The following is an 18,815-nucleotide window of genomic DNA, read 5'->3' as shown; positions in this document are numbered from 1 at the left end:
GACGTAGTCGCCGCCGAAGATCCGGGGGCAGGGGGATGTTCTCCGGCTGTGCGGTACGTCAGACACGGCCGTCTGTTTCAGTCGTAACGCAATTCCCGATTCCGGAAATCACGTTGTAGCACTGATCGCCGATCGTGATGGTCCAACCGGGGGCGGTCAGATGGCTGCCCGGCGATCAGGAAAAGTCAAACACAGATAAATCGATCAGGGAGTCAAATAATGGACAATCTGCTTGGCCAATACGCGCCGAAGATCGACCGAGATCAAGGCACCGCGGATCCGCGTCCCTATGCCTTGGGCTACACGGAACGTGAATTCCAGCGCCTGGAACTGCAGGGAGCGCTCATTCACGACCTTACCGAGGATTTCCTGCGCCGCGCGGGTATAGGACCGGGCATGCGCGTGCTCGACATTGGCTGCGGCGTCGGCGACGTCTCCTTGCTGGCCGGGAAGCTAGTCGGGCCCTCGGGAAGAGTGCTCGGCATCGATCGCTCGGCGGGGGCAGTGGACATTGCCGAGCGGCGCGCCACCGAATCCGGCCAGTGTTACTGGACACGCTTTACCACAGGCGAGCTTGATACATTCTCACCCGACGAGACTTTCGATGCGGTGATCGGCAGGCTCGTCCTGATGTATCTGCCCGATCCGGCCGCAACCCTGCGCAGGCTTGTCGGGTTTCTTCGGCCGGGCGGCATCGTCGCCTTCCAGGAAATGGCGATGCCGCTCACCCGCAGTTTTCCGGAGGCGCCGCTGTTCAGCAAATGCCGCGGCTGGATAATCGAGACGATCGAGCGGGCAGGTTTCGAGGTCGACATGGGTGGCAGGCTACCGATGGTCTTCGCCGGCGCAGGGCTGCCGGCGCCGCAGATGAATTCCGCCGGCCTCGCCGGTAGCGGGCCCGACTCGCCGGTCTACGACTATGTTGCCGAGACCTTGCGCAGCCTGATGCCGATGGCCGAGGCGGTCGGCGCCGCGACCGCCACCGAAATGAGGGTTGATACGCTCGCCGAGCGACTGCGCAGCGAGGCCGTCGAACAGCAGATGTGCATTATGCTGCCGCCCCTTGTCGGCGCATGGGCAAATACGCAGGGATGACGAATCGCTGCGCCGCGGCCTGCCTTGGTGGCTCACGGGCCTGCTTCGAGGAAAGCCCGGGCAAACCCGGGTTGTGCGGCTTCTATCGTTCCATCGGGCAGCTTCAAAAGCCGGTCGATCGCGATGCCGTAGAGCCGCAGCCGATCGTCGAGCAGCCGCGCCGCTTCGTCGATATTGCCCTGCTCGGCCTTCAGCAGGGCGCGGTGCATTACATCCCGAAAGATCAGCCGCAGCTGCAAGAACATCTCGGCGAAGGCTTCCGGGTCGGGCACGTCGAAGATGCCTTCGTCGCTGCCTTTCCTGAGCAGATCGGTGATTATCGGCAAGGCCAATTCCCTGGCCGCCTGGTCGACCCGATGGAAGAGGGCAAGGTTCTCGGGCCGGAACAGGACGAAAAATGTCTTGCGCATTTGCGGGGCAAGCTCGACGTTCAGCCGCCGCGAGCCGGCAAACAGGGCATTGAGCCGGCCAAGCCCATCGAGTGAGGGATCGTTGAGCACGGGCTGCAACTCGCTGAAGCTGTCGCGGGCGAGACGTGTGGCGAGCGCCTCCAGCAGGGCCTCTTTCGATGCGAAATAGTGGTAGAACGCGCCCTTCGACAGGCCGGCCTCGCGGATGATGTCGTTCACTGTCGTGTTGTCGTAGCCGCGCTCGAAGAAAAGCCGCTGGGCGCAGTCGAGGAGCTCGGCGGATCGTATCTCCGGCGGCTTTATCACTCGGGGCAAATCGAACCTCACAAAGTGCAGGTGGAGCAAGAGGAGCACGAACCGGAGCTTTATGCAACTTTATAGACCGACGGTCGGTCTAGTGCTATTATCTGTCACCGCAGGACATTCGGATTCGATCATGAAGGAGAGTCCCTTGCGACGGATACGCTCGACGGCCAGCATCGTTGTTGTCGCAGCCGCGGCTGCTTTCGGCGCCTGGTATCTTTGGCAACCGGCCAAGGTTTCGGTGGTGACGCCACAACGCGGCGACGCGGCGGAAATCGTTTACGCGAGTGGCTCCGTCGAGCCGCAAACCTGGGCCAAGGTGACTCCGGTGGTTCGCGAAAGGATCGTCGAGCAATGCAATTGCGAGGGATCGAGGGTTGCACAAGGCGACGTGCTCGCCAGGCTCGACGACAGCGAGGCCCGGGCCGTGCTTGGCGAACTCGAAGCGCGTCAAGCGCTTGCCCAGGAAGAGCTCCGGCGGCTGACGGTGCTTGCCGAAAGGCGTGCGGCGAGCCAGCAGGCTCTCGATCGTGCGCAGAGCGAGCTCGGCCAGATCGAAGCGCTGGTCGCCGGACAGAAAGCGCGACTTGACTCCTACGTGTTACGCGCGCCGAGCGCCGGCGTCGTGCTCAGGCAGGACGGCGAGGTGGGTGAGGTCGCCGAACTCGGCACGGTGTTGTTCTGGGTCGGCGAGCCGAAGCCGCTCCTCGTCGTCGCCGAGGTCAACGAGGAGGACATACCCCGGGTCGAGGTCGGCCAGCGCGCGCTGCTTAAATCCGACGCGTTCCCCAGGCAGAACCTGGAAGCCGTGGTCGACAGCATCACACCCAAGCGATCCGGTGACGAAGACCTATCGCGTCCGGTTCCGCCTGCCGGACGATACGCCGCTTCGTATCGGGATGTCGACCGACGTGAACATCGTCATCCGCGTTTCGAAAAATGCGCTGTTGATCCCGCCCGTTGCTGTGGACGGGAATAAGGTGTTCGTCGTCGAAGCCGACAAGGCCCGACGACATGAAATCCGAACCGGCATTCGCGGCACCAATGGCATCGAGGTTCTGTCGGGGTTCGATGATAGGGCTCGCGTCGTCTCGCCCTATCCCGCCGACCTCACCGACGGCGCGCGTGTGAGCATCATCGGCGCCCAGGAGCGATGAAGCACGATGCCGCTCATCTTCGACATCGCCCTCACGCACATTGCCGGCCGCGGTCGCCAGACGCTGGTTGCCGTGATCGGCGTTGCGGTCGGTGTCGGATTCTCCATCGCCATGGCGGCGCTGATGCAGGGTGGGCAGGACGATTTCGTCAGGCAGCTCGTCGACACGATGCCGCATGTCGACATCACCGACGAGCAACGCACAGCCCGCCGTCAACCGGCCGAGGATGCTTTTGCGACTGTCGCGATTTCCGGGCTCAGGCCGCGTGACGATCGACGCGGCATCATCAATCCGACCGCCGCGACCTCCTGGCTGGAGAGCTGGATTCCCGGTCGGTTCGCGGCAAGCCTCAAAACGCAGGGTGTGATCCGCTTTTCCAGCCGCGAAGTCGGCGCGGCGATCATTGGCATCGAACCGGGGCGCGAGTCCGGCGTGTCGCCGATTGTCGGAAACTTCGTCGAAGGCAGCTTTTCGGCGCTTGCCGCGGGCGGCAACAACGTGCTCATCGGCGACACGATGGCGAGCCGGCTCGGCGCCGGGTTCGGTGACACGATAACGGCGGTTTCTGCCGAGGGACTGTCGCGCAACTTCAAGATCGCCGGTCTGTTCCACACCGGCACCACCGCGCGCGACGAAGGCGAGGCCTATGTGCTTCTGAAAAACGCGCAGATCCTCTCGGCGCGTCCGAACGCCATCAACGAGATCCGCATCAAGCTTGACGATCCTGACCGCGCTCCGGCGGTGGCGCAGCGTGCCGAGGCCGAACTGGGCTACAAGGCGGTGGCGTGGCAGGAGGCCAATGAATCGATCCTCGAAGCGCTCGTCGTACGCAACGTCATCATGTACACCGTTGTCGGCGCGATCATGCTGGTCGCTGGCTTCGGCATCTACAACATCATCTCCACCATCACGCACGAAAAGGCGCGCGACATCGCCATCATGAAGTCGCTTGGCTTCCCGGAATCCGACATGCGCCGGCTCTTTCTGCTGGAAGGCGTCGCGATCGGCGCTGCCGGCTCCGTGCTCGGCGGGCTGCTCGGCGTCTCCATGACCTATGCGCTGTCGCTGGTGCGTTTCGAGATCGCCGCGACCGGCCAGGAGATGACCCGCCTGCCGATCGCCTGGAGCTTGATGCACTACGTCATCGCGTCGGCTTTCGCGCTGGGCTCGGCGGCAGTGGCCGGCTACCTGCCGGCGCGTCGTGCGGCGCGCCTGAACCCCGTCGAGATCATCAGAGGCGCGTCATGAGCGCACTCATCGAGACCAAGAAACTGACCCGCGTGTTGCCCGAGACAGTTCCGGTCACGCTGGTCAAGGACATCACGCTGGCGATCAACGAAAGGGAATTCGTCGCCGTCACCGGTCCCTCCGGCTCCGGAAAATCGTCATTGCTCTATCTGCTCGGGCTGCTCGACCGGCCGACCGCCGGGACGTTGACAATAGGCGGCCGCGACGCCGAGCCGATGAATGAAAGGGAGCGCGCGCGGACCAGGCTTTCGATGCTCGGCTTCGTGTTCCAGTTCCACTTTCTGCTGCCGGAGTTCACGGCGCGCGAAAATGTCGAAATCCCAATGCGCAAGCTTGGCCGGCTGGCGCGTCCTCAGATGCGCGAACGGGCCGGTGAGCTGCTCTCATCCCTGGGACTCGGCGAACATCTCGACAAGCGGCCTGACCAACTCTCGGGCGGCCAGCGTCAGCGCGTCGCGGTAGCACGCTCGCTCGCCAACGACCCGCCGCTTATCCTCGCCGATGAGCCGACGGGGAGCCTCGACAGCAAGAGCTCCGAGCAGGTCTTCGCAATCCTGGAGAACCTGGTGCGCGAGGGCGGCAAGACCGTCGTGGCAGTTACGCATGACCTCGAAATGGCGGCGCGCATGGATCGCCGCATTCACATCGTGGACGGGAAGATCGGCTGAACCGGAACCAATCGGCGTTCATGGGATCAGGCATGGCGCGAGCCTGTCCAATGATCATCGGGGTCGCGATCAGGACACCCGCGCCGCGCCGAAATTGGCATCGAGCCAGGCTATTGCCTCGGTCACGTCGTCGAGACCAAAGCTTGCAACCGTAGGCCCGCGCGGCTTCACGCGGATAGAGATGCCGATGGCCTCGTTTATTGCCTCGAAACCGTTTTCGTCCGAGGTGTCATCTCCGAGGAATACGGGGCGCCGGCCGGCAAAGGGCTGGATTTCCATGAAACGCCGGATGGCAGCTCCTTTGACGGCTTCCAGCGGCATGAGTTCCACGCCCGCGTTTCCCGCAATCACGCGGTACCCAGGCGGAAGTTGCGTCAGTGCCTGTTCGACAAGCTGCGTTGCCCGGGCAAGCAGTTGCGGCGCAGCGCGGGTATGGATGGCCAAGACCGGTCCCTTGCGCTCGATGTAGACCTTGCGTCCACCCAGTTCGGCTTCAATCTCGTCGGCAAGAGCCGCGATATCCGCCGGAGCGTCGGCAATGTCGACTTGACCGTCCGCCGTCAACCGATGCTCGAGCCCGTACAGCCCTGCAACGCGCAGCTTCAGGGGATGAAACAGTCTGTCCACGGCAGCGACCGAACGTCCGGTGATGAAGGCGAGGGCGCCGCCCAGCCTTCGCTCGATATTTCCGAGAAGCTGACGCAGTTCGTCACCGACGAAGACAGCGTCGGGATGAGCGGCATGTTCCAGCAAGGTGCCGTCGATATCGAGAAAAAGCGCCCATTGCCCTTCCGGCAGGTCGGGGGCCAGCGGCAGTCGAAGGTCCGTCACGACGCGGCCTTTCGCGCCCGCTCGAAGATGGAAACGACGTTGTTGCTGTTGGATGGCCGCTCGCCGTTGCCGGTCACCCCGCGTTTGCGAAGGCGCGCAGCGTCCAGCAGCATGCTGCCGGCCCAGCGATAGACGTTATTGTCGCGGATCATCTCGCGCATGGGCCGCATGCGCTCGCGCTGCTCGTCCGGCGTCATGGTCAACGCCTGTAGCAGCGCCTCGCTCATCATGGTCGCATCATAGGGATTGACGATCAGTGCCTCCAGGAGTTCGCGCGAAGCGCCGGCAAAGGTGCTGAGCAGCAGCACGCCCTGTTCGTCGTCGCGCGCCGCGACGAATTCCTTGGCGACCAGGTTCATGCCGTCATGCAGGCTGGTGACCATGCATATGTCGGCGGCGCGATAGATCTCGTAGACCTGCTCCTGTGAATGATGTTCGGCGAGCAACAGGACGGGACTGTAGTTCTCGCCGCCGTAGCGCTGGTTGAGCTCTTCGGCATAGCGAAGGCATTCGTCATGAAGTTGCTGGTAGGCCGGCAATGTGCCGCGGCTGGGCGCCGCAACCTGCAGGAAAACCACTTTGCCTACCCGTTCGGGATATCGCGTAAACAATTCATCCAAGGCCTGAAAGCGATCGGGAATGCCTTTGGTGTAGTCGAGGCGTTCAACGCCGACGCACAGTTTGACGTTCGCCGGCAGCCCGAATCTTTCGCGGACACGGGCACGGCATTCCTCGACAGCCGGCAATCTTGCAAGCAGTTCGGCCGGCCATTCTATGGAAATGGGGTAAGCGTGGACCAGAGTCGGATGCCCACCATAGGAGATCGCCGCGTCCGCCCGTTCTATCCGGCTTTCCAGGATGCGATCGACGCTCTCGGTGAAATTATTGGCATGAAACTGCGTATGGAAGCCGATGATGGAGCTGCCGAGCAAACCTTCCAGGATCCGTTCACGCCATGGGCAGATGCTGTACACTTCGGAGTTGGGCCATGGGATATGCCAGAAAGTAATGATGATCGCCTCGGGCAGGCGCTCACGGATCATGCGCGGCAAGAGCGCGAAGTGGTAGTCCTGAACCAGCACGATCGGCCGCTTGTTGCGCGCTTCGGCAACCACCGTATCGGCGAACTTCCGGTTGACGGCCTCATAGACCTGCCAGTCCGAGGCGCGAAAAATCGGGCGGGTGAAGGCGATATGACAAAGCGGCCACAGGCCTTCATTGGCGAAGCCTAGATAATAGGCCTGGTATTCTTCCTCGGTCAGCCAGACCCTGCGCAGCGTGTAGGACGGATTCCCGGGCGGCACCTCGACCCGGTCGTTCTCGTCGACGGTGAGACGGTCCGCTGTTCCGCCGCCATACGCAATCCAGGTGCCGGCACAGGCGCGGGTGATCGGCTCAAGTGCCGAAACCAGCCCGCTGGCCGGCACCAGGAGCTCGATGCCATCATCCCTGGTGTTGTGGATGTAGGGCTCGCGGTTGGATACGACGATCACCTGCGTCTCCGGCAGATCGTCGGCCAGGATCTTGCGCAACGTGTCGGGCGACCATGTGATCAGCGCTGCATCGGCCGAGTGGCCATTCTTTTCAAACTCCCGCAGCACGGTGCGACCCGCTTCCGAAGCCAAGTCATCGCCTGCGGAGGATGCGGCCGCTGGTATGTGGCGCCAGCGGGATATCGAGAACACCAGGGCAACAGCGGAAAGGCCAAGGCTTGCAATGATTAGAACCCAGAGTACCTCTATGCCAAAGTCTGACATGGGAACAACGATCTTCTCCGGCCGGTCGGTGGCCATTTTATTTGTTTTTCGAATTGGCGGCCGCCAATCAGCTGCCGTGCGTCGGAACGCTCGGACGGGCCATCGGTTCCGCTAATTGCAGCCCCGCGGTTGGTTCCATGCGAAAAGCCAAGCTAGGTCCGCACGACGAGTGGCACCAACCCCTCATGCCGTTCGGCGAGAAAGGCGACGACCCTGTCGCCGACACGCTGGAATGTCAGATCCACCTTCCTGGTGCCAACCCCAAGATGCCTCAGCGTGAGCGTGTCGATACCAATCGGCAGCCTGGGACGGGTGACGTGGATTTCGCCGTCCCAGCCGTCGATCTCGAGGCCGAGGCAGGCCTGCATCAGCATGAAGGCAGACCCGGCCGACCACGCCTGCGGCAGGCAGGCGACGGGATAGGCGATGGGCGCTTCGCCCGGCGCGCGGGTAAAGCCGCAGAACAGTTCGGGCAGCCGCATGTTGAAATGGACAGCCGATTCGAAGGTGCTGCTCATCAGCCGGATCACGCTTTCGCGCTCGCCAAAGCGTGCCAGACCGGCGCCGCATATTGCGGTGTCATGCGGCCAGATCGAGCCGTTGTGGTATGACATCGGGTTGAAGAACACAGCATCGTCAGCGAGCGTCCTCAGCCCCCAGCCGGAATGGAAGGACGCCGAAAGCAGTTGGTCGGCGACCATCTGCGCCCGTGCCGGCGCGGGGAGGCCGACATAGAGAAGGTGCCCGACATTAGACGTCCGCACCTTGCAGGGCTCGCCGGCGCCGTCGATCGCCAAGGCATAGAAGCCGAGATCGTCCAGCCAGAAATGGCGTTCGACAGCGGCGCGCATGGCCTCGGCGCTGCTCTCCCAATGATCGGCCCTGTCGATTTCGCCGCGGCGGCGGGCGAGCGCCGCCAATCCCCGGAACGCCGCAAAGGCATAGCCTTGCACCTCCACCAGGGCGATCGGTCCCTTCGGGATTCGGCCGTCGGCATGGAACACGGAATCGCCGCTGTCCTTCCATCCCTGGTTGGTGAGGCCGGTCTCGGCGGCACGCTGATAGGTGACGAAGCCGGTCGGTCGGCTCGCCTCCTCGATCCATTCAGCCGCAGCGCAGAGCGACGGCCACAGGCCGTCGACGAACGCCATGTCACCGGTACGGTCCGCATAGGCGCAGGCGAGATGGATGTAGAGTGGCGTCGTGTCGACACCGCCATAGTAGCGGCCGAAGGGGAGCTCCCGCAACGCCGCCATTTCGCCTTTGCGGGTCTCGTGCATGATCTTGCCCGGCTGCGAATCACTGAACGGCGATGTCTCCGTCGCCTGGTGCTGGGCAAGGAACGCCAGCACGCCTCGCGCCAAGCCCGGGTTGAGCCACAGCATCTGCAAGGCGGAGATCACGCCGTCGCGGCCGAAAGCCGTCGAAAACCAGGGGATGCCGGCATAGGGGTAGGGTCCGGTCGTAAGTTCGGTGGTCAGCAGCGCCACATCCGCGCGGGCGCGCTCGACCCAATCGTTGAAGACGCGTCCGGAACTGTGCACCGTAGCACCATGGCGGCGCTTGGCCCGCATGCCGAAGTGAGCCCGGGCCGCGGCGGCGCGGAAGCGATCGCGGTTCGGCGTTTCCGCCATTTCGGGACCGACTTCGACATACAGCACCTTGCTGCTGCGCCTCGTCACGGCAATCAGGAAGTCCGCTCGATCGCCCGTCAGATGGTCTGGCGCCAGCGAGAACGATATCGCCGACATCCGCGCCAGCCCGTCCAACCCGTCGTAGCGAAGCAGCACGCAGGTCGCATCCGTCTTGGCAGCATGGGCCATGCCGCGCTTCAGTCTCGTCGAGCCGCGCACTTCGAACATGTCGCGGAAATCGGCGGCAAAATGCAGCGAAACGCGGATGGTGGAATGTTCCTGGCTGTAGTTGGAAAGGGTGACGCGTTCAAACAGCCGGTCCTGCCAAAGCAGCCTGACGCGTTCGATATGGATCGCGCCCTGCGGAATGTCCCGGCCGCGGACGCTCTGCATCGGCAGATTGGTCAGGTTGGCGGTGAAGTGCACATTGTCCTGGCTGAGCGACGCACCGAGCAGCGATGTCTGCCGGTCGCCGACGGTCAGCCGGAATTCGGAAAGCACTCGCGTGTCGTCACGGAAGAAACCGTCGCCGGCGCCGCGGATATCGCCGTAGGCGTCGGACACGGCAAAACAATCGCCTTGCTTGAGGGCGAACAGCCGATGCGGCTCTCGAGGTGCGGTTGCGTCCAGGGACGCAAGCGCTACCGCGGGATCAAGCTGGCGCTCGTCAAGTTGGGCCATTCTCTACATATCCCTCTCGTTTCGCCCCCGAGGTAATGCCGCTCACGACGCTCTTGCCTCGGCCGAGGCGCCGATCAGGCGCGCATAGGCGGAAACATAGTCGCGGGTCATTCTTTTGGCAGAAAACCGCCTTTCGAAGACAGCTCGCACCCTCCGCCTGTCGAGCCGCAGCAAATCGGGCACCGAGGCAACCGCGCCTTGCATGGAATCCACGATAAAACCGGTCACGCCTTGATCGACGATTTCCGGCAAGGCGCCGCAGTTCCAGCCAATCACCGGCGTGCCGCAGGCCATCGCTTCTATGACGGCAAGACCGAACGGCTCCGGCCAGTCGATCGGGAATACGAGGCCGGCCGCCTTGCCGAGGAATTCCGCCTTCTTGTCTTCCTCGATCTCGCCAACATAGTCGACACGATCACCATCGACCAGCGGCTCGACCATTTTGCGGAAATAAGCCCGGTCGTCGTCGCCGATCTTTGCTGCAAGCTTCAGTTTCAGCCCCGAGCGCAGCGCGATCTCAATGGCACGATCCGGACGCTTGTCGCGCGACATCCGGCCAAGGAAGGCGAGGTAGCGCTCCCCTGGGCTCGGCTCGATAACCGGCTTGTAGAGTTCGGTCGGCAGTCCGTGGTGGATCGTCGCCAGCCAGTTGGCGTCGGCCAGCCCCGTCCTTTGGCTGCCGGACACGGAGATCATCGGAAAGCGCGGAAAACGCTTATAGGCCGGTGCCAGATCGACATAGTCGAGCCTGCCATGCGGCGTCGTCACCGTCCGCTCATGGATGTGCTCGAAGAAGGAAAAATGCAGGAAATGGCTGAGGTGGAAGTGAATGATATCAAATTCTTGAGCGCGTTTCCTCACCTCGGAAAGCATCGAAAGGTGCGCGGCCGTCTCGGATTTCAGCGGGCTTGGGTCAAGACGCAGCGCACGCTCGCGACACGGCACCAATTTTGCCGAGGTCTTTGTATCGCCACTGGCGAACAAAGTTACGTCGTGGCCTAGCTCGACCAACCCTTCGGTCAGATAGGAGACAATACGCTCCGTGCCTCCATAGAGCCGAGGCGGCACGGATTCGTGGAGCGGCGCCACATGGGCTAGTTTCATAGACCGGCATTTCCCGGAAAGACCATCGCTGATGTCGAAATGCACCACTCTCCCGAACGTTCCCGCAACGGCATGAAGTCGGGCGATGACTGGCGATTCACCCAGCCGGCCCGCTGCCAGTTATCAAGGCCGTGGGCGTTTTTGCCGGGAACCAATTGGCTGGCCGTGAATTTAACTAGGTTCGATCGAACGCATCGCGATCGACGGGAGGAAAAGATGAATCGCCTGGAATTCTTTACGCCGGTGCGAATTGCGCGCGGGCACGGAGAACCTGTGGAAGAAATCGACAATGTCAGCGAAGCGATGACGTTTTTGCGCCACTGGCCGAAAGGTAGGCGCGGCCCGGTGTATCAATGCGCGCTGAATTGCTGCGCTGCGGCACTGGCAGGTCAGATGTCTGCCGAGGAAGCAAGAAAGGCTTTTAAGGGCTTTGCCCGGATCACCCGGCTCCTGGATGATGACATAGCGCTGCCGATACGCGGCGAAAAGATGGACAGCGCATACACGCCTCGGCGATAGACGCCAGCGCTCCCAGGTGCCAGTTTGCCGACCGGGCCCAGTTGGCGAGCAGCATCACCGCGACAGCGGCGATCTGCGTCGGTGCGCAGGATGCCCGGGCGCCTGGGCCGACCCCAAATTTATGGCAAGACCGAAATGCGCCCCAGAAGAGCCACCAGTTCCGCCTGACGTCTCGTTTCGGTCTTGGCGAACAGCGAGGCAAGCTGTGAGCGGATCGTGGTGCGACTGAGCCGCCAGCTGCGGGCGATCTCCAAAGGCGCATCGCCCTGAGCCAAACGCAGAGCCAGATGCGTTTCCGCGCTCGTCAAGCCAAACATCCTTTGCAGTGTCTGAGGATTTGGCCCCGACCTGTTCACACGGCCAAGCAATGCCACGATGCTGGTTCCGTCGGGGGCGATAAGACCGTTCTCTTTCAGTACCACCGGCCTGTCACCTGTGCTGCGGATCACCACCCAGGAAAGGGAGCCCGGCAGGAAAGGCGCCGGAACATTTGCGACCAGCCGCCTTAGGGCTGCCGAAAGCGCACTGGCTGTATCAGCCGCTTCGCCTTTGTGCTCCAGAGTGGGGCGCTCCGGTGTGGGGCGCTCCAGCGTGGTTAGAGCGGCCGCGTTCCATTCGATTACTTTTCTGTCGCGGTCTAGTACGAGATAACCACAGCCAAGGCGATCAAGCATGCCGGTGACGGATTCCAGGCTGCGTCTCCTTGGTTCGTCGCCCCCTGTCTCCGGCCGATCTGATGCACGAGCTGAAGGATAAGCATAGGAGGGGCGCGTCACCTGCGCGTCAGGGTTATACTTGGTTCCTGTCGTGATGTACCGGTCGCCCACAACGGCATCACTGTATCTATCGATCATAGCCATTTTCCAACCTCCCCAAAGGTCCATCAGCCCGTAGTAACTCGCCCGGGATTTACGAACAGTCTTCTTGCGCAGGGCTCGCAAAAAATGCGCTCCCTACTGTCTTGAAACTCGTTATATTCTGATGAGTTCTGTTCGCCCCTGTTTGATAAAATGCGCGCTGTGATAGTGGTATGGCAATCCCGCAGTCGGACTAGGTTGTACGTTTTTTGCTCTAGTCTCGATGGCCTAGTCATAAGGTAGTAGTCTATGTCGATGAACTGGCAGTCGCGCAGGTCGGATTTGAACCCAACGGGCAGACTGCTAACTCACATTGCCTCCGCATCGGTGCTGGCTGCTACGCTGATATTTGAAACAAAAGCGTCAGCATACATCGGAGAAGGGTCGAGTTTCCTGGGATTTATTCCAGCTATTATTATCATTTCCTACCTTGAAGACCGTGGTCCTGCGCTTGCGGCAACGGTCCTGATGGTGGCTGCCGGCTTGTGGACACGAAGCACCCTGCATGGTCAGATCTCCGGCGAAGATTGGGCGCGCGCCATTCTGCTTCTGATTTCCGGTGGCGTGATTGCCATGACATTCCATCGGCTGCGGCAGGACGTGCGTGAGCTGCTGGAGGTAGCCGAAGCCAGGCTCGCTGCCGTCGAAGCAACCGAAAGCCGCTATCGCTGGGCTTTCGAGCGCGCCGCCATGGGGTTCGCAAACATCAACGACAAAGGTGAGCTGCTGCAATCCAACAGACGGCTCAGCGAGATGACAGGCTACGAGGAGGAGGAGCTTGCCCAATTGCAGCTGGAGACACTCGTCCATCCGGACGACCGTGATGCCTTGGCGCAATTGCTGGCTGGCCTGGGCAAAGACTCTGCTTCGTTCGCTTCGGAGGTGCGTCTGTCAAGAAAGAACGGTTCGGCATTCTGGGCGCGGCTAACGCTGTCTTTGTCCGTGCCCGACGGGGTTCTCTCAGAGACTATTTTCGTTGTGGTCGACGATATCTCGGGACGACGAGCCGTGCACGAAGCGCTTCGGGCTCAGAAGGAGTGGCTGGATCTGGCTTTGTCTGCTGGACGCCTGGCCACGTGGCGGATCGACCTTAAAGACGGCATCGTCACCGGTTCGGGCGCATTCTGGGACATTCTCGGACTGCCCCCCGCCGGCAGCCGCCGGTTGGAGGAACTGTCGGCCGTCGTTCATCCGGCGGACTGGCCAAAGCTGGCTGTATCGAGAAAGCTCGCATCGGTCATGAACTACGACGTCGAGATTCGCGTCCGACGACCGGACGGACATATCCGCTGGGTTGCTCTGCGCGGAAGGGAAGAGAAATACGATGATCGTCTACAGCGGCTCGGCGTGGCCGCCGACCTGACCGAGCGACGGCAAACCACGCTGCTGCGTGCCGCGGCAAAGAAGCGGGAGCGCATCATGCTCGAGCAACGCCACAGGTTCATCAACCTGTTCCCGGTGATCACGGCACTGGTGAACATGGTCAATGCTCCCGAGAACAATGTCGCCAGGTACAAGGAGACGCTGATCGACAGGATTCGTTCGCTCGAGGCAACGCATCTGCTGCTTTCGGGCAACAGCAGCGGGTCGGGGATGCTTCACGATCTCGTTGCCCAGGAGTTGCAACCGTATATGGGGACACGCGAAATATCTGTCAGCGGTCCCTCGGTTACGATGTCGGGAGGCGCCGCCGAGAGCTTTGCGATGATTGTTCACGAGCTTGCGACCAATTCCTTGAAACATGGAGCGCTTGGCGATTCAAAGGGCCGGGTCGAGGTAAATTGGACGTTCGCATCGGAAGATGCGGGCGGTGACATCGTGTTCGATTGGGTGGAATCAGGGCGGCGGCGGCCGCCTTTAAAAGTTATCCGCCATGGTTTCGGTTCAATGATAATCGGAGTGGATGGGGCGCCGCTTGTCGGTCACTCCCCCAAGCTGGAAATGACGGATCACGGGCTGCGCTATTCGCTGCGGCTGTCGCGCAAGGAAATCGGCCCTTGACGCCAGCGGGCCAAGATCGGAAGCGTTAACAACGCCCCTTGCGTATCAAAAGAACGTAGCGCTCTAATTAATTGATATCCCTCGTTAACCATGTCTTCAGCATAACGGCAGCCTCCGTCCGATTCCGCACCCCAAGCTCACGCAAAACCGCAGCGGCATGGATTTTCGTCGTCGCTTCGGCGATCTCCAGATCGCGCGCGATTTCCTTGTTCGAATAGCCTTCCGCCATCAGCTTGAGGACCTCCTTTTGCCTCGAGGTCAGCCTGCCAAGATTGCCGGTGGTGGTACGTCGCTGCGGGACAGGCTCGGCGGGAGCAGGTACGTGAGTTGTTTGCGCAGCACCGGGGCGCGACAGAAGTGCAGGGACGTAGATGCGGCCCGAGAGGATTTCGTTGACGGCCATGACGACCTCCTCGTCTTTTTGCGACTTTACGATATAGCCGTGGAGACCGATCGACAGAGCCGTGAGTATCTCCGAGCGTGAATCGTTTCCGGAAACGATGGCAAATCGCGTATCCGGATAAGCCGATAGAATGCCGCTGAGCACTTCCTGATTGAACAATCCCGGCATGTTCAGGTCCAGGATCGCAAGATCAACGGACTCCTGCTCGGCCAGCAGACTGAGCGCGGCGTCGAAACACGACGCCTCAAATATCTCCACACCTGGAATGCCTGCGCTCAGAGCCAAGCGCAGGCCACGACGATACAGGCCGTGATCGTCGGCGATGACGATTCGATACATTGAACTACCCCAACGAAACCTGCATGGATTGAACGGTCACCGGCCTTTGGAGTCGTGGCCAATCACTCGTCAATTCATCCAGTCAACGCCAGCGGTGCCCCAACACCGCAAGCCCAGCTTGCTAATATAATCCTAAAAGGCAGGTAAGGCTCCTCTTTTTTTGAACCCTGTCAACGAGAGGCGCTGAACACGTCGAATCTTCCGCTCCTATTCTCCAGGACCATGTGCCAACGCCTTGAGACGATGCCGATAGCTCGCGATCGCCAATGCCCATGGCGAGGCGTGTTTTTCGATTGTCGATCGGGAACTTAGTGATTTAACTTCCACTCAATTGTCGGCACTGCGACCGGCAAGACAGGGAGGGAGCTGTCGTGAGCGAAGAGATCAGTGTCGCCGAAGCCTACCGCAAAGGCCGCACCATCTTCATGGGGCTGGAGTTGCTCATCGCGCCCGGTGCGCTCGTTCCCCGGCCGGAGACGGAGTTGCTCGGCACGACAGCACTTGATGTTCTGCGGCAAATGAACCTGTCGACGCCGCGGGTTGTCGACATGTGCTGCGGAGCCGGCAATCTGGCCTGCGCCATCGCGCATTACGCTCCTGCCGCGCAAGTCTGGGCGAGCGATCTCACCGATGGATGCGTCGAGGTCGCGCGCCGCAACGTCGCCCATCACGACATGGCAGATCGCGTGTCGGTGCTGAGGGGTGACTTGTTCAGTGCTTTCTCGGGCTTGGAGCTCGACAGCACGATCGACGTGATCGTCTGCAACCCGCCATACATTTCGGAAAAGCGGCTCGAGGGCGACCGCGCGCATCTGACCGAGCTCGAGCCGCGTGAAGCGTTTGCAGCCGGTCCCTACGGCCTGAGCATCCATATGCGGGTGATCAAGGACGCGCCGCGCTACTTGCGGCGCGGAGGCATCCTGCTCTTCGAGGTCGGTCTCGGCCAGGATCGGCAGGTCATGCGTTTGCTGGAGCGCTCCAAGTCCTTCGAGGGGATCCGGGGCATCACGAACGAAGCCGGCGAGGGAAGGGTGGTTGTGGGACATACTACGCCGTGAGCGTCAGCCATGCCGCAACGGCTGGCTCAATTCGCGGTGTTCACGCTTCTGGCGCGCTCCAGCAAAAAGCAAAAAAGGTGGCGCTTACTCGCGTCCCTGATCAGCTTTTTGGGCTTTTCTTGATTTATTCGGTGCTATTACAAGCCCGCTGTTGTCTGGGTTTGCGTCGGAGACAAAGCTGTATGCAAAGATGTGTCCCCGGTTCTCGTCGGTTACTCGGATCCAATCCTTTTCCCACCTTCGCAGCGTAACATGTCGATCTGTCGACATGGCGGCGGCTTTGAACGGGCTCGGCGCGTTGATGACACGCACCGTAATCACGTCATCGCCCTCCATTTGTTCGACGAGATACGTCTGCATAAAGGCCTCCCCAGCGCCGTTGCAACCTTAACGTCAGCCAAAAAGTTCGGTTGCAGCGTAGCAAAGAGATTTTCGACAAATGTGACGAACCGACGAGGCGCGCGGGCGAGGGTTAGCCCCGGATCGACCAAGCAGCGCGCAGGTCGTCGGCTTGGGCGATCCTGACGCCGCAAGCAGTCAGAGCGCCTTTGGTCGCTGTTACGAGCGCGGCATTGTCCTTGGCAGTCGTGCCGTCGGCCAGGGTAAAATTGTTCTCGAAGCCGACGCGGGCATGACCGCCCAGCAGCGCAGCGGCCGTAACGCAAGCGGTTTCCTGCCGACCGAAGGCGCAGACCATCCAATGCGCGAAGCGCGGCCGGTCCTGCGCAAGGAAGGGCAGCAGATCGGCCGGTCGCGAAACCTGTCCCGGCGTGTAGCGGCCGAGCACATAGAGCACCGGGATGTCGTCGAAAGGCACCAGACCTCGCTGCTGCATGGCGGCCAGGGCCGACGCCTCTTCGGGCGCGTAAAGGATGATTTGGGGGGCGATCCGCTCGCTTTTCAACCACGCCAGGAACTGCGCGAAATCGGTCTCATGGGCAGCGTCCGGCACCAGTTCACGCAGCGCCAGCGAAACCGCCTCAGGGCGGGCAGCGCGCACCACCGCCATCTGCTCGGCCGGCTCGTAGCGGCCGATCGCTTCGCTGGTGATCTGGATGATCAGCCGCTCGCCCACCGCATCACGTATCGCTTTCGTCGTCTCGCGATAAGCGTGCGCGTCGAGCAAATGGCCGCCGTCGCGGTCGCGGACATGGGTATGGATCATGGCGGCGCCCGCCTCGAGGCAGGCGGCGGCGGTCCGGGCCAATTCCCAGGGGCCGATCGGCAGGGCAGGGTGGTCTTGCTTGCCACGCCGTCCACCATTCGGCGCAACGGCGATTGCCGTCGGTGCGATAAGTCCGGAGCCGGTCACGTCCCTGTTGGCGGTCATAAGCTCAGTCCAATTGTTTCAGTATTGCGCAGTGTGTAACATATGTTGCATGATAGGTTCGCTGCAAATCGCGCCATCGTCAATCGGGGAAGGCATGACATACATCCTGCACCGCCAGATCCATGCGAGCCTGCCCGTCGCGGCGGGCGGCAAGGGCATCGAACTGTTCGACCGCGATGGCCGTGCCTATATCGACGCGTCAGGCGGTGCGGCGGTTTCCTGCCTCGGCCACGGCCATCCCGAGGTGACAGCCGCGCTCCATGCGCAGGCCGACAAGCTCGCCTATGCCCACACCAGCTTCTTCACCAACGAGCCGGCCGAGACATTGGCCGACAAGCTCGTCGCCGGCGCGCCACAAGGTATCAGCCACGCCTACTTCGTGTCCGGCGGCTCCGAAGCGGTGGAGGCGGCGCTCAAGATGGCACGGCAGTTTTTCGTCGAGACCGGCAGGCCAGAACGGCGAAACGTCATCGCCCGCCGCCAGAGCTATCACGGCAACACGCTCGGCGCTCTCGCTGCCGGGGGCAATGAGTGGCGCCGCGCCCAATTCCGCCCTTTGCTGATCGACACGCATCACATCGACCCGTGCTATGCCTACCGCTACCAGAAAGCCGGTGAGAGCGAGGCGGCCTACGGACTGCGCGCCGCCCAGGCGCTCGAGGATAAAATCCTCGAACTCGGTCCGGACAGTGTCATGGCCTTCGTCGCGGAACCTGTGGTCGGCGCGACAGCAGGAGCAGTGCCCGCGGTTCCCGGCTATTTCAGACGCGTTCGCGAAATCTGCGACCGCTACGGTGTGCTTCTCATCCTCGACGAGGTGATGTGCGGCATGGGCCGCACCGGCACGCTGCACGCCTGCGAGCAGGACGGCGTCGCGCCCGACCTGATGACGATCGCCAAAGGCCTCGGCGGAGGCTACCAGCCCATCGGTGCGGTGCTGCTTTCGCGCCGCATCTTCGACGCGTTCGCCGAAGGCTCCGGCTTCTTCCAGCACGGCCACACCTATATGTGCCATCCGATGGCCTGCGCGGCGGCGCTCGCCGTCCAGGAGGTGATCGCTCGCGACGATCTGCTTGCCAATGTCCGGGCGATGGGAGCGCATCTTTCGCGGCGACTGGGCGAACGGTTCGGCAACCATGCCCATATCGGCGACATTCGCGGCCGTGGCCTTTTCATGGGTGTAGAGCTGGTCGAGGATCGCTCGACCAAGGCGCCCTTCGAACCGAAGCGGAAGCTCAATGCGAAGATCAAGCGCGAGGCGATGGCGCGCGGCCTGTTGGTCTATCCCGCAGGGGGCACGATCGACGGCGTGCGCGGCGATCATGTGTTGCTGGCGCCGCCCTTCATCATAGACGCCGTGGCAATCGACGCGGTTGTTGAACGGCTCGGCGACGCGATAGACGCTGCAGTGGCATAGCGC

16 protein-coding genes and 1 pseudogene are annotated in these 18,815 nt (G+C 62.0%); 8 read left to right on the top strand and 9 right to left on the bottom strand.

What is annotated here, in order from left to right:
• Positions 1 to 219: 219 nt before the first annotated feature.
• A complete protein-coding gene (locus AC0L2A_RS07520) occupies positions 220 to 1,095 on the top strand; it encodes a class I SAM-dependent methyltransferase (RefSeq protein WP_473608179.1) in 876 nt (291 codons plus the stop codon).
• Between the two features lie 32 nt (positions 1,096 to 1,127).
• Here the strand turns inward: AC0L2A_RS07520 and AC0L2A_RS07515 are convergent, their stop codons facing one another.
• The gene (locus AC0L2A_RS07515; protein ID WP_473608313.1) at positions 1,128 to 1,811 is read right to left on the bottom strand and encodes a TetR/AcrR family transcriptional regulator; all 684 of its coding nucleotides are present in this window, start codon (positions 1,809 to 1,811) and stop codon (positions 1,128 to 1,130) included.
• A 130-nt stretch (positions 1,812 to 1,941) separates the two neighbouring features.
• Between AC0L2A_RS07515 and AC0L2A_RS07510 the strand changes: the two are divergent.
• From AC0L2A_RS07510 to AC0L2A_RS07500, 3 genes and pseudogenes are all read left to right on the top strand, one after another.
• Positions 1,942 to 2,965: pseudogene (locus AC0L2A_RS07510) on the top strand (efflux RND transporter periplasmic adaptor subunit).
• Positions 2,966 to 2,971: 6 nt separating this feature from the next.
• Positions 2,972 to 4,213, top strand: coding sequence for an ABC transporter permease (locus tag AC0L2A_RS07505; protein WP_473608178.1), 1,242 nt, complete (start codon positions 2,972 to 2,974; stop codon positions 4,211 to 4,213).
• Complete coding sequence (locus AC0L2A_RS07500) at positions 4,210 to 4,881, top strand: ABC transporter ATP-binding protein (RefSeq protein WP_473608177.1); 672 nt, start codon at positions 4,210 to 4,212, stop codon at positions 4,879 to 4,881. The genes AC0L2A_RS07505 and AC0L2A_RS07500 overlap by 4 nt, the downstream gene beginning before the upstream one ends.
• 69 nt (positions 4,882 to 4,950) lie before the next feature.
• Here the strand turns inward: AC0L2A_RS07500 and otsB are convergent, their stop codons facing one another.
• The 4 genes from otsB to AC0L2A_RS07480 form a co-directional block, all read right to left on the bottom strand.
• Positions 4,951 to 5,712 carry a trehalose-phosphatase gene (otsB, locus tag AC0L2A_RS07495; RefSeq protein ID WP_473608175.1) on the bottom strand — a complete coding sequence of 254 codons (762 nt, stop codon included), beginning with the start codon at positions 5,710 to 5,712 and terminating at the stop codon, positions 4,951 to 4,953.
• A complete protein-coding gene (locus AC0L2A_RS07490) occupies positions 5,709 to 7,469 on the bottom strand; it encodes an alpha,alpha-trehalose-phosphate synthase (UDP-forming) (protein WP_473608174.1) in 1,761 nt (586 codons plus the stop codon). Before AC0L2A_RS07490 ends, otsB begins: the two co-directional genes overlap by 4 nt.
• 152 nt (positions 7,470 to 7,621) lie before the next feature.
• Positions 7,622 to 9,784, bottom strand: a complete 2,163-nt coding sequence (locus AC0L2A_RS07485; protein ID WP_473608173.1) for an amylo-alpha-1,6-glucosidase — start codon at positions 9,782 to 9,784, stop codon at positions 7,622 to 7,624.
• Positions 9,785 to 9,826: 42 nt separating this feature from the next.
• Positions 9,827 to 10,888 carry a glycosyltransferase family 4 protein gene (locus AC0L2A_RS07480; RefSeq protein ID WP_473608172.1) on the bottom strand — a complete coding sequence of 354 codons (1,062 nt, stop codon included), beginning with the start codon at positions 10,886 to 10,888 and terminating at the stop codon, positions 9,827 to 9,829.
• 216 nt (positions 10,889 to 11,104) lie between these two features.
• On the opposite strand from AC0L2A_RS07480, the gene AC0L2A_RS07475 reads away from it, so the two are divergent.
• The gene (locus tag AC0L2A_RS07475; protein ID WP_473608171.1) at positions 11,105 to 11,407 is read left to right on the top strand and encodes a DUF982 domain-containing protein; all 303 of its coding nucleotides are present in this window, start codon (positions 11,105 to 11,107) and stop codon (positions 11,405 to 11,407) included.
• Positions 11,408 to 11,526: 119 nt separating this feature from the next.
• Here the strand turns inward: AC0L2A_RS07475 and AC0L2A_RS07470 are convergent, their stop codons facing one another.
• Positions 11,527 to 12,267 (bottom strand): helix-turn-helix transcriptional regulator, encoded by a 741-nt coding sequence (locus tag AC0L2A_RS07470; protein WP_473508436.1) that lies wholly within the window; start codon positions 12,265 to 12,267, stop codon positions 11,527 to 11,529.
• A gap of 246 nt (positions 12,268 to 12,513) precedes the next feature.
• On the opposite strand from AC0L2A_RS07470, the gene AC0L2A_RS07465 reads away from it, so the two are divergent.
• Positions 12,514 to 14,265 carry a PAS domain S-box protein gene (locus AC0L2A_RS07465; RefSeq protein ID WP_473608169.1) on the top strand — a complete coding sequence of 584 codons (1,752 nt, stop codon included), beginning with the start codon at positions 12,514 to 12,516 and terminating at the stop codon, positions 14,263 to 14,265.
• A gap of 67 nt (positions 14,266 to 14,332) precedes the next feature.
• On the opposite strand, the gene AC0L2A_RS07460 is transcribed toward AC0L2A_RS07465, so the two are convergent.
• Positions 14,333 to 15,007, bottom strand: a complete 675-nt coding sequence (locus tag AC0L2A_RS07460) for a LuxR C-terminal-related transcriptional regulator (RefSeq protein ID WP_091593852.1) — start codon at positions 15,005 to 15,007, stop codon at positions 14,333 to 14,335.
• 371 nt (positions 15,008 to 15,378) lie between these two features.
• Between AC0L2A_RS07460 and AC0L2A_RS07455 the strand changes: the two genes are divergently transcribed.
• A complete protein-coding gene (locus AC0L2A_RS07455) occupies positions 15,379 to 16,065 on the top strand; it encodes a N5-glutamine methyltransferase family protein (RefSeq protein WP_473608168.1) in 687 nt (228 codons plus the stop codon).
• A gap of 84 nt (positions 16,066 to 16,149) precedes the next feature.
• Here the strand turns inward: AC0L2A_RS07455 and AC0L2A_RS07450 are convergent, their stop codons facing one another.
• Entirely contained in the window at positions 16,150 to 16,425 is a 276-nt protein-coding gene (locus AC0L2A_RS07450) for a hypothetical protein (protein ID WP_198032602.1), read from the bottom strand.
• Between the two features lie 112 nt (positions 16,426 to 16,537).
• Positions 16,538 to 17,395: a beta-keto acid cleavage family enzyme gene (locus tag AC0L2A_RS07445; protein ID WP_473608167.1), complete on the bottom strand. Its 858-nt coding sequence runs from the start codon at positions 17,393 to 17,395 to the stop codon at positions 16,538 to 16,540.
• A 94-nt stretch (positions 17,396 to 17,489) separates the two neighbouring features.
• Between AC0L2A_RS07445 and AC0L2A_RS07440 the strand changes: the two genes are divergently transcribed.
• On the top strand, positions 17,490 to 18,812 hold the full coding sequence (locus AC0L2A_RS07440) for an aspartate aminotransferase family protein (RefSeq protein WP_473608166.1): 1,323 nt from the start codon (positions 17,490 to 17,492) through the stop codon (positions 18,810 to 18,812).
• Positions 18,813 to 18,815 lie beyond the last annotated feature (3 nt).

The sequence above is a fragment of the Mesorhizobium sp. WSM4844 genome (assembly GCF_055811775.1).
The sequence above is the reverse complement of the archived record's forward strand: the minus strand, read 5'-3'. Positions and strand labels throughout refer to the sequence as shown.